10 protein-coding genes and 1 tRNA gene are annotated in these 12258 nt (G+C 27.5%); 1 reads left to right on the top strand and 10 read right to left on the bottom strand.

Annotation, left to right across the window (positions count from 1 at the left end; translation table 11 throughout):
* Window positions 1-4: 4 nt before the first annotated feature.
* The 3 genes from N5B56_RS06085 to serS form a co-directional block, all read right to left on the bottom strand.
* A complete protein-coding gene (locus tag N5B56_RS06085) occupies window positions 5-1024 on the bottom strand; it encodes a 3'-5' exonuclease (protein WP_243003075.1) in 1020 nt (339 codons plus the stop codon).
* Between the two features lie 442 nt (window positions 1025-1466).
* A tRNA-Arg gene (locus N5B56_RS06080) sits at window positions 1467-1540 on the bottom strand.
* Between the two features lie 45 nt (window positions 1541-1585).
* The gene (gene serS, locus N5B56_RS06075; RefSeq protein WP_022088779.1) at window positions 1586-2872 is read right to left on the bottom strand and encodes a serine--tRNA ligase; all 1287 of its coding nucleotides are present in this window, start codon (window positions 2870-2872) and stop codon (window positions 1586-1588) included.
* A 336-nt stretch (window positions 2873-3208) separates the two neighbouring features.
* Between serS and N5B56_RS06070 the strand changes: the two genes are divergently transcribed.
* On the top strand, window positions 3209-3946 hold the full coding sequence (locus N5B56_RS06070; protein WP_260978575.1) for a phosphotransferase: 738 nt from the start codon (window positions 3209-3211) through the stop codon (window positions 3944-3946).
* A gap of 329 nt (window positions 3947-4275) precedes the next feature.
* On the opposite strand, the gene N5B56_RS06065 is transcribed toward N5B56_RS06070, so the two are convergent.
* The 7 genes from N5B56_RS06065 to mnmE all read right to left on the bottom strand — a co-directional run bounded on the left by N5B56_RS06065 (window position 4276) and on the right by mnmE (window position 12120).
* On the bottom strand, window positions 4276-4764 hold the full coding sequence (locus N5B56_RS06065; protein WP_022088781.1) for a DUF4446 family protein: 489 nt from the start codon (window positions 4762-4764) through the stop codon (window positions 4276-4278).
* Window positions 4765-4840: 76 nt separating this feature from the next.
* Complete coding sequence (locus tag N5B56_RS06060; RefSeq protein ID WP_022088782.1) at window positions 4841-5782, bottom strand: ParB/RepB/Spo0J family partition protein; 942 nt, start codon at window positions 5780-5782, stop codon at window positions 4841-4843.
* A gap of 231 nt (window positions 5783-6013) precedes the next feature.
* Window positions 6014-6784, bottom strand: coding sequence for a ParA family protein (locus tag N5B56_RS06055; RefSeq protein ID WP_022088783.1), 771 nt, complete (start codon window positions 6782-6784; stop codon window positions 6014-6016).
* Window positions 6785-7687: 903 nt separating this feature from the next.
* A complete protein-coding gene (locus N5B56_RS06050) occupies window positions 7688-8017 on the bottom strand; it encodes a hypothetical protein (RefSeq protein WP_022089461.1) in 330 nt (109 codons plus the stop codon).
* Between the two features lie 80 nt (window positions 8018-8097).
* A complete protein-coding gene (gene rsmG / locus N5B56_RS06045) occupies window positions 8098-8817 on the bottom strand; it encodes a 16S rRNA (guanine(527)-N(7))-methyltransferase RsmG (protein ID WP_260978574.1) in 720 nt (239 codons plus the stop codon).
* 13 nt (window positions 8818-8830) lie between these two features.
* On the bottom strand, window positions 8831-10711 hold the full coding sequence (gene mnmG / locus N5B56_RS06040) for a tRNA uridine-5-carboxymethylaminomethyl(34) synthesis enzyme MnmG (RefSeq protein ID WP_117910208.1): 1881 nt from the start codon (window positions 10709-10711) through the stop codon (window positions 8831-8833).
* Window positions 10712-10740: 29 nt separating this feature from the next.
* Window positions 10741-12120: a tRNA uridine-5-carboxymethylaminomethyl(34) synthesis GTPase MnmE gene (gene mnmE, locus N5B56_RS06035; RefSeq protein ID WP_260978573.1), complete on the bottom strand. Its 1380-nt coding sequence runs from the start codon at window positions 12118-12120 to the stop codon at window positions 10741-10743.
* Between the last annotated feature and the right edge of the window lie 138 nt (window positions 12121-12258).

Below are 12258 nucleotides of genomic sequence, written 5' to 3'. Positions count from 1 at the left end.
TTTATTATTTGTCATCCAATTCTGATTTTATTTCATCTTCATCCCATATTTCTTCGATGACAATCTCACTATCTAACGATTTTTGTCTTCTCTCTCGTCTTTTTTCCCTAATGCTTTCCTGTTTTTCTCTAATACTTTCTGCTCCCTCTTCATCAGTACTCCTCATGATTTTAACAACAAAGAAACTATCTTCTTCCCGAGGTTTAACTTTTATTTTTCCTCGAACATATCCATGTTCCTGACACTCACCCAAACAATAATACATTTTTCCACTGTCTGAGAACCAATCTATAAGAACTTTTAATGGTTTATCACACACATTACATTTCATACTGCTTACATCCCTGTCAAAAAACATCTCATCTTTACTTAAAAATTCCCTTGAAATATATTTTGTATAAGTAGGAAATCTAACAAATACTTCTTCTTCCTTAATTCTAGGAGAATAAAAAGTATCAATTGAAAGCATTTCTTTTACTTTATCAAAATCCATTGCTTTCATTACTTTAGCAGTATACTCTGCATCACATATAGCTCTATGGAATTGTTCATCTTCTTTGATATTCAATTCTTCAACTGCATATGACAAAGTTCTCTTTATATGACCATCTTCATAACACAAACTATACATTTTTTGCAAATCAACATAAAATAATGGAAATTCTAATATTCTTTCCATCCCATAATGTTTCATGTTCTTCTGCAATTCTGTCAAATCCATTGATCCCCATGTACAAAAGATATAGTCATCTCCGCACCAATTTAGAAAATTTCTTATCACTTTTCTAAAATCTTCACCCGAATTTAACTCTTCCATTGTCAAATGAGTAATTTCCTGGATTTTATAATGCAATCTTTTATAAACTCTAGGTTTTACAACCTGCTGAAATTCATCTACAACTTCTAAATCATCGTTTACTTTAACTGCACCTATTTCTATTATTTCAAATGGTATGTCAGGATGATTATTGTTTTTACCATAAGGATTCTGATTCCATTCCAAATCCATTACAATATAATCCATAATCTCGGTTTTATAACCTTTCCTTTAAATATCGTACTTTACAATTGTATTATAACAATTGTAACATTTGAGTAATAGGGTATTACACGTACTTTACAATTATCTTATTATTTTAATTACTTGTCAATATGTATTACATTTATATTTTATTTATCTATTTGATTTAATTGTTTATTTTATTCTTAAAAAGTAATAATCTCCATTTTATAGTTTATTTGTTTCTTAATTTTATCCCATGTTTGACAAAGAGACTTTCTTAAATATTTATTTAAAAATTTAATATTTATTTAAAAATTTATTTTCTTAAAATTTTGTGTTACCATCATTCCTGACAAATAATCAAATTCTGTTTTATTTAAATATTTATTTCCATAAACAATATATTATCCTAAAATAAAAAACCGAAAACTTTGACTACAAAGTTTTCGGTATAACATCCAGGCGTCGCTAAGAGGAGTCGAACCTCCGGCCTACCGCTTAGGAGGCGGTCGCTCTATCCAACTGAGCTATAGCGACATTTATAAAATTTTTCTGAATTTATCTTGTTTTTAAATATTTTAACTATTTCTTAGGAACAATTTTTTCCATTCCACCCATATATGGTCTTAAAACTTCAGGAATATTTACGCTTCCATCTGCATTAAGGTTATTTTCCAAAAATGCAATAAGCATACGAGGTGGTGCAACTACTGTATTGTTAAGAGTATGAGCAAAATAGTTTCCTTCTTTTCCTCTAATTCTTATAGAAAGTCTTCTTGCCTGAGCATCTCCTAAGTTAGAGCAACTACCAACTTCAAAATATTTCTTCTGTCTTGGTGACCAAGCTTCAACGTCAACTGATTTAACCTTAAGGTCTGCTAAATCTCCTGAGCAACACTCCAAAGTACGAACCGGAATATCCATGCTTCTAAATAAATCTACTGTGTTCTTCCAAAGTTTGTCATACCACATCATGCTATCTTCCGGCTTACAAATAACGATCATTTCCTGTTTTTCAAACTGATGAATTCTGTAAACACCTCTCTCTTCGATACCGTGAGCACCTTTTTCTTTACGGAAACATGGTGAATAACTTGTAAGTGTGTAAGGAAGATCTTCTTCATTTGTATGTGTTCCAATAAATTTACCAATCATTGAATGTTCACTTGTACCGATTAAGTAAAGATCCTCTCCTTCAATCTTGTACATCATCTGATCCATTTCATCAAAACTCATAACACCTGTTACAACATTACTTCTAATCATAAAAGGAGGTACGCAATAAGTAAATCCTCTATCAATCATAAAGTCTCTTGCATATGAAATAACTGCTGAATGAAGTCTTGCAATGTCTCCCATAAGATAATAGAATCCATTTCCTGCAACCTTTCTTGCAGCGTCTAAATCAATACCATTAAATTTTTCCATGATATCTGTATGATATGGAACTTCAAAATCAGGAACTACTGGTTCACCAAATCTTTCAATCTCAACATTTTCACTATCATCTTTTCCGATAGGAACTGATTTATCAATAATATTTGGAATAACCATCATTCTCTTCTTGATTTCTTCTTCTGTTGTTTTCTCTTCGTCTGTAAGTTCATCAATTCTTGCATTACCTGCAGCAACTTTAGCTTTAATTTCTTCAGCTTCATCTTTCTTTCCGTCTTTCATTAATCCACCAATTAATTTTGAAAGACTATTCTTTTCAGCACGAAGTGCTTCAACTTCCTGCTTTATTTTACGATTCTTTTCGTCTAATTCAATAACTTCGTCTACTAATGGAAGTTTATGATCCTGAAATTTATTTTTAATATTCTGTTTTACAACTTCCGGGTTGTCTCTGACAAATTTAATATCTAACATTTCTTTTCTCCCTTTGCATAAAAATTTTTACTTTTACACGCCATTTCGATTATAACCCCAACACCCTATTTTTGCAAGTTTTCTGTACAATTCGTCGATTTTTCTTTTACTTTTTTATACCTATTTGTTATGCTTATATTATAGTTATTTTAGACAATATATTATGTTACTTCTAGTAAATTTTTATGCATTATGGTATAATAACCTTCAAATAAATAATTTAATTTTTTATTAAATATGAAATCGAATGAACTTTATTTATTTTCTATAAATGTTTCTGACGATTAATCACTATCCAGACATTTTAGTAATACATTTTATATGAGGAGATTTATTATGGAATTACAATTGATGAATGAAAGACGTCATAATAAAATATACAACGACGAAAGTTATACATACAAAATTTTTAATATTGATTACGACAAGAAAGATGTTTTTCAAGAAGCATTTATTACTTCTAAGGTTGAAGAACTTGATGCACACGCTCCTTTAATTGACTCTGTTTATAAAAAAGACAGACAGTGGTGTATCAAATTTGATTTAATTAAAGGTGAATCTCTTTTTTCACTTATTAATAATAATCCTGAAAATATTAAAGAATATATTAATAAATTAGTTACTATACAGACTTCTATTCATACTAATTTTTGTACTGCTATTCCAAGACAAAAAGCAAAATTACAATATGGAATTAAGAATTCAGGTTTAGATGAATCAACTCAATTTGATTTACTAGAAATGCTTGATTCATCACCAAAGCATAAAAAATTGTGCCATGGAAATCTTACTCCACACAATATTATTATCTCAGGTGATGATTATTGCGTTTTAGATTGGAATCATGCATCTCAGGGAAACGCCAGTGCTGATATTGCGCGTACTTATATTTGGTTTAAAATAAATATGCCTGAATATGCTGAATTATATTTAGATTCATTTTGTAATATGACAGGAACAACTAAACGTTATGTAAACCAATGGCTTCCAATTGTTGCAACTGCAAGAATTTATAAAGATAATCCTGAAGAATTTGATATTTTAAAATCAATGATAAAAGTAAATGAATATTAATATAAGTACGAGTATTAATTTAATTATTAATAGTTTTTATTAATATAAGCATTGTATTTATTAATAATTATTTACTTTTCGTGTTATTTATTAATTACTCTTAGATTTTTATCCATAATTATTAATAAACATATTACCAATATTCTTATATTAACCACAATTGATGTTGAATTTTTTATTAAATTCAATTTCATAAATAGGGTCATGCCCTAAAAAAAATGAGATTAGTCTATATTTTAACTAATCTCATTTTTATTATTTTTTATTATTTTTGATTATTATATTTATCTAACTTACTCTCTAATATTAAACTATGATGTTAACCTTTATTATGAATTCATTGCTTTTTCTAATGCTTCTTTTTCTTCTTCTCCTAATGTAGCGTAAGCTTCACCTTTAATTATTTCTTTGATATATGTGTAACTTCCTTCTCTTCCATGCATTGTATTTAAAATAAATCCGGTATTTTCACTATCTAGCATACATAATGCAAAGCTTAAGTTTCCGCCCATTTCTTTAAATGCATTATATTTTACAATTCCTAACTTCTGGAACACTGAATTTATTCTATGAACAGATTCTTCTACTTTAATCATTGTCTTTTGATGTTCTACATTTATTTTTTCAATCTGTTTAAAACTCTCTCTTATTGCTCCATCAAGATTTTCTGCATTTTTTCCTTTCATAAACTTATCATATTTTTTCATTAACTTATTTAATTTCATACTTTGCTTAATGTATAAAATAAGAAAAATCAAAAACATTACTACAACTGTAATAATATATGTATATGCACTGCTAAATATTTCCTGTATCATTTTCTTTCTCCTTTATTTTTCATTTTTACATTATAAGACTGTTTTATTAATTTGTATATATTAATATTTTGCAAATTTACTCATGAATTCCACTGAATAATTCTATCAGTCTTTCTAATTCTTCACTTGAATAGTATTCTATTTCAATTTTTCCTTTACCATTCTTTTTTGGATTAATTGAAACTTTAGTTCCCATTACTTCTTTTAATCTATCCTGAATCTGATCATAAACAGCCTTATCAACAGGTGGAATTTCCATTCTTATTTGCTTTGGTTTAAGTATATTTTTTACCAATTTTTCTGTTTCTCTTACACTTAATCCCTTTTCAATTACAGTTTTTGCTGTATCTATCTGCAATTCTTCATGTTCAATTGCAAGTAATGCTCTTGCATGTCCCATAGACAACTCCTGATTAATAATCATCTCTTGGACATCTTCTGCTAATTTTAATAAGCGCATTGAATTTGCAATTGCAGCTCTACTTTTTGACATCTTTTTAGCAAGTTCATCCTGTTTTAAGTTATATTCGTTAACAAGACTCTTATATGCAATTGCTTCTTCTATTGGATTTAAATCTTTACGCTGTATATTTTCTATTAAAGCAATTTCCATCACTTCCTGAGGTGTATATTCTTTTATTACAACCGGTAATTCCTTTAAACCAGCTATTTTAGCTGCTCTCCATCTTCTTTCACCAGCTATAATTTCATAATAATCTTCTTTTTTCTGAACAATTATTGGTTGAATAAGTCCATGAATCTTTATAGATTCAGCTAATTCCTCTAATGCATCTTTATCAAAATTTTTTCTTGGCTGTTCTCTATTTGGTTCAATATCATTAATATTAACTAACGTATCCTGAGGTACCTTTACCTCTTTTACAACTTCCTTTACAACCTCTTTTACCACAACTTCTTTTTCTTTATCTTCATTTTTCTTTGGTTTGATGGCTGCACCATAATTGGGTATCATTGATTCTAATCCATTTCCCAATCCGCCTTTTTTTGGTCTTGGCATAATATTCTCCTTTATACTTCTTATTTATATTTAGTTTACATAACTTTTTTAGTTTATTTTATATATGAAAATTTAATAATTATTTTTTTAAATGCATATTTTTAACTTGTTTTTTCTAAAATCCCTGCATATCCATATATAAATATGTATTTTTTTTTATTATTTATACTATTTTACAAGTCATACGTCATTTATTTAAGCAATTATAAATTTTTAATTTTTATTTACTACTTATCTATTTTTATTATTTTTAATTACTTCTTTTGCTAAATTCATATAGGCTACAGATCCTGCTGATTTGGCATCATACATATGTATAGGAAGCCCATAACTAGGTGCTTCTGCCAATCTTACATTTCTCGGAATAATTGTTTTATATATATTTAAATGCATATTTTCTTTTACATTATCTACAACCTGGTTAGATAAATTTGTTCTAGCATCATACATCGTAAATACTATACCTTCAATTTCTAATACCGGGTTAATTCTTTCCTGAATTAAATTTATAGTATAGATTAACTGTGAAAGTCCTTCTAAAGCATAATATTCACATTGGATTGGAACTATAACCGAATCAGCTGCAACTAAAGCATTAACTGTTAATACATTTAATGATGGAGGACAATCTATAATTATATAATCATATAAGTCTTTTACTCCTTCTAATGCTTTTTTTAGTATAAATTCTCTTTCATCCACTCCTATTAAGTCTATTTCTGCTCCTGATAGGTTTACATTTGATGGCAAAACATTTAAATTATCTACAATACTACTTGTCAAGCACTCTGATAACCTACATTCTCCAATAAACATATCGTAAACTGTCTTTTCTAGTTCCTGTTTTATAATACCGACCCCACTTGTAGCATTTCCCTGTGGATCAATATCAACTAAAAGTACTTTTTTACCTCTTTCTGCTATACATGCAGACAAATTTATAGCTGTAGTTGTCTTACCAACTCCACCTTTTTGGTTTGCAATTGCAATTATTTTTCCCATTTCAATACCTTTCTATATTTCAAGTAATTTAATTCATGTTTTTAACAAATATTATTGTATCATAGTTCCTTTTTCAAATCTATATTAATGTTTCACGTGAAATATTAATTTTTTATTAAACTTTCTGAATTTCTGAACTATTTATAAATACATAATATTGTTTTAGATATTTCATTTCTATTTTATTTAATTATTTTATTGCTAATAATAAAAATTAGCAGATATATACTACAAATAATATAACTATTTTTTATTATTACTATTACATAAGTAATATATATTCTATATTACTTATAAAACGATTAATTTTACAAATATAATTATTTAATTTATAAGATTTAATGTATTCTATTTATTTATATAGTTTATTTTAAATATGTAATTTATTCTATTTATGTAATTAATTTTATTTACTGAAGTTAATGTACTTTATCTATTTTTATTTTTATAATTTAATGTAGTTTATCTATTTATATTAAATTATATATATTTTATCTATTTATTAAATGTATAGTAAAAATTTTTGTTTCTACTTAACTTTATATAATTAACTTATTATTAATTATATAATTTTAATATATTCACTTAGAAACTATAATTGTTTCACGTGAAACAACTATAAATAAATATATATATATTTATATTTATTTACTTTTATTTTTATCTTATATGAATTATGTTATTAATATTTTACTAATGTTTCACGTGAAACATTACTTAATTACTAAATTAATATTTGTTTTAATAATGATATTCTATAATTACATAAAAGCAAGCACTTATATAGGTAAATATATATTGTTTTTAATTATTTTCAATTTATAATTAATTGATTATTTAAGTTAATTTATCTAGTTTTCAATAAAAAGAGGAATGTTTCACGTGAAACATTCCTTCTTTTAACTACTTACTTATTTCTTTTAAACAAACATTTATTTCTGATATTTCTTTATCTATTTTTTTTATATTTTCAGCTAATTCATTGTTAATTTGTGCTATAGTAACAATCTTGGTTCCTAATTCCTTTATTTCATGCTGATTAAATGTATTTGTTTCTCTAAATTTAGGTGAAAATATTTCTAAAGCTTCATCTGATATACTTTTCATTCTCTCTATAATAATATTTGTCTCTATTATTTTCTGCCTATTACTATTATATTTAGAAACGCATTTTTTTCTCTCATCTGTCAGCTTTTTAATTCTGTTTTCTAAATATTCTTTAGTTTTTTTCATATTTTACTCCTAACAACTAAATAATTAGCCTATATCTGTATTTGTAATTACATAGATACATTTAACCAATATACATAAACTTATATTATAGGTTCTTTTGAAGGTAACCCTGGTTTTCTAGGATATTTTTTAGGTGTGTTTTTTATTTTCTTGATATTAATAATTTTTCTCTTTATATCTGTATCAGGTAAATTAAAATCAACAATTTCCTCTATTTCTCCACCTAATACTTTAATTGCATTTTTTCCAATATTAATTTCATTCATGCATCCATCAGCTTTGTAACAAATAAAGTAGCCATTTAATTTAATGAATGGAATACAATATTCTGAAAGTGTTGATATATTAGCTACTGCTCTTGATACACATAAATCATATTTTTCTCTGTAATTAGAATTTTTTCCTAAATCTTCAGCTCTACCATGAACCAATTCAATTTTATCCAATCCAAGTTTATTTGTTACTTCATTCAAAAAGAGAAGTCTTTTATTTAAAGAGTCCATTAGAGTAATTTTCAAATTTGGAAACATAATTTTAATAGGTATTCCGGGAAATCCTGCACCGGTTCCAACATCAATCAGACTTTCATCTCCATTTAATTTAATACTTTTAACTAAAGATAAACTATCAACAAAATGCTTTTCAATAACCTCTTCAAACTCTGTAATGCCTGTTAAATTCATTACCTTATTTTTTTCAACCAACATTTCATAATATTTAAGAAATTGACAACATTGTTCTTCACTAATATTTATATCTAATTTTTCAATATGATTTCTTATAAATTCAATTTTATCCATATATACCTACTTTTTATTTATTTTTATGCTGTTCCATATATATAAGAAGAACTGAAATATCAGCTGGTGAAACACCTGATATTCTAGACGCCTGTCCTATGTTTATAGGTTTATACAATGTAAGTTTCTGAACTGCTTCTTTTCTTAAGCTTGATACCAATGTATAGTCAAAATTTTCAGGTATTTTTTTATTTTCCAACTTTTTAAATTGAGCAACCTGCTTCATTTGTCTTGAAATATAACCATCATATTTAATATTTATATTTATTTGTTCAACAATATCTTCAGGTAAGTCTTTCTTTTCATCGTCAAAATGACTTATTTTTTGATAATCCAATTCAGGTCTTCTTATTAATTCAGCTAATGTTGTTCCTGTCTTAAGTGGAGTACTGCCAACAGATACTAAAAATTCCTGAACTTTTTTGTTAGCACCTATCGCATATTTATTTAATCTCTCTATTTCTTCTTTAATTACTTTCTCTTTATAGCAAACATAATCATATCTTTCTTTTGAAATCAATCCAATTTCATATCCAATCTTTGATAATCTAAGATCGGCATTATCCTGTCTTAATAATAATCTGTATTCTGCTCTTGAAGTCATCATTCTATAAGGTTCGTGACTTTCCTTTGTAACTAAATCATCAATTAATACTCCAATATATGCTTGTGATCTATCAAGAACCAGCATTTCTTTTCCCTGAACTTTTCTTGCAGCATTAATTCCGGCAATTATTCCTTGTGCTGCAGCTTCTTCATATCCTGAACTTCCATTAAACTGACCTGCACTAAATAATCCTGAAATATTCTTAAACTCAAGACTTGGCAATAATTGTCCATATTCTATACAATCATATTCTATTGCATATGCATTACGTACAATTTTAACATTTTCAAGTCCCGGAACTGTTTTGTACATAGCATACTGAACATCCTCAGGTAATGATGATGACATTCCACCCAAGTACATTTCATTTGTATACATTCCTTCCGGTTCTATAAAAACCTGATGTCTGTTTTTATCTGCAAATTTTACAACTTTATCTTCTATTGAAGGGCAATATCTAGGTCCCGTACCTTCAATCATTCCTGAAAATAATGGGGATCTGTTAATATTATCCCTTATAATCTTATGAGTTTCTTCATTTGTATATGTTAGCCAGCATGAAATCTGTTCTTTTTGTACACTTTCAGAATCTGTTTCGAATGAAAAAGGAACTACCTTTTTATCACCAAACTGTTCTTCCATTTTACTAAAATCTATAGAACGTTTATCTACTCTTGCCGGAGTACCTGTTTTAAATCTACGCATTTTTATGCCATTCTTAATTAAAGAATCAGTTAATAAATTTGCAGCCATAAGACCGTTTGGTCCTGTATATTGGCAAATATCTCCGTATATACATTTTGCTTTTAAATAAACTCCTGTAGCCAAAACAACTGCTTTTGCATAATAAACTGCACCTGATGCTGTTTTTACTCCTGTTATTTTTCCATCTTCAACTAAAATTTCTGCAACTTCAGCCTGTCTTATTGTTAAATTATCTGTATTTTCAAGAGTTTTTCTCATTTCTCTTGTATATTCCTGTTTATCAGCCTGCGCTCTTAATGAATGAACTGCAGGTCCTTTGGATTTATTTAACATCTTAGATTGGATAAATGTTTTATCTATATTTTTTCCCATTTCTCCACCAAGAGCATCTATTTCTCTTACTAAATGTCCTTTAGAAGTTCCACCTATATTAGGGTTACATGGCATTAAAGCTATGCTATCTACGCTTACTGTAAATACAATAGTATTATTTCCTAATCTTGCAGACGCAAGTGCCGCCTCGCATCCTGCATGTCCCGCTCCTATAATTACTACATCATATTTTTCTTCTACATGTGCCATTTTATTTTCCTCTCCAAATAGAACTTTTATTATTTTCCCATACAAAACTTACTAAATATCTCATTTACAAGGTCATCTTCTACGCTCTCACCAATAATTTGTCCTAAATATGTGTATGCATCCATTAAATCAATAGAATAAAAATCTTCAGGCATATCATTCTCTACTGATTTTATAACCTCTTCAATACTATTCTTTGCATTAATAAGTGATTCTTTTTGTCTTGCATTTGTAATATACAATTCATCATTATATTTAACTTTTCCTTCATAAAATAAATCTCTTATTTTATTTTCTAATTCATCTAACCCATCTCCTGTTTTTGCAGAAAATGTAATTACAGGTTTATTGTCAAATTCAGAAACATTCTTTTCGTTTATAATTGTTCCTAAATCAGATTTATTAAGTAAAACAATTGCCTGTTTATCTTTTATCAAATTAATAATTTCTTTATCATTTTCATCTAATTCTTTCGATGCATCTGCTACAAATATAACTAAATCACTTTTTTCAGCAAGTTCTTTTGCCTTATTTACACCGATTTGCTCAACTACATCTTCAGAATCTCTAATGCCCGCAGTATCAATTAAATTAAGAAAGACACCATTTAAATTAATGCTTTCTTCTAGAGTATCTCTTGTAGTTCCTTCTATATCAGTAACAATTGCTCTTTCTTCCCCAAGAAGTAAGTTCAATAAAGAAGATTTTCCTGCATTTGGCTTGCCTAAAATTACAGTCTTAACTCCTTCTTTAACAATTCTTCCATTATCAAAATTGTTAATTAATCTTGAAAGTTCACCATTAACCTCTTCAAGAATCTTACTTAATTTATCTGAATATCCATCAATGCTTATATGCTCAGGGTCATCAAGTGCTGATTCTATAAAAGCTATATTATAAATAATTTTTTTTCTTAAGCTTTTGATTTTTTCAGAAACTCTTCCATTTAACTGCTCTATTGAACTTGATAAAGCAAATTCATTTTTTGCATTTATTACATCCATGACTGCCTCTGCCTGAGACAAATCCATTCTTCCGTTTAAGAAAGCTCTTTTTGTAAATTCACCCGGCTCAGCTGTTCTTGCACCATTTTTTAATACAATTTCCAATATCTTTCTAATAACTATCATTCCACCATGACAATTAATTTCAACTACATCTTCTCCTGTATATGAATGTGGTCCATTCATAACTGAAACCAGTACTTCATCAATTACTTTATCATTATCAACTATATGCCCATAGTTAATTGTATGTGATTTTACATTAACTAATTTTTTATCACTATTTACTGATTTAAATATTTTATCTACAATTTCAATTGCTTCATCACCACTTACTCTTATTATTCCTATTCCGGAATTACCTGATGCTGTTGCAATTGCTGCTATTGTATCAACCACTTTCATCTCATTACCAAGCCTTTCAAATTAATCAACTTTTTGTCATTAATTTTTCTTTACTCAAGATGTGCAAATTAACTCCACATAATAAGCCATAATAATTTAGTATAACACATATTTTTCAAAAAGAAAACGTAGCAGTTA

The sequence above is a fragment of the Eubacterium album genome (assembly GCF_025336545.1).
Lineage (GTDB): Bacteria > Bacillota > Clostridia > Lachnospirales > Lachnospiraceae > Eubacterium_U > Eubacterium_U album.
The sequence above is the reverse complement of the archived record's forward strand: the minus strand, read 5'-3'. Positions and strand labels throughout refer to the sequence as shown.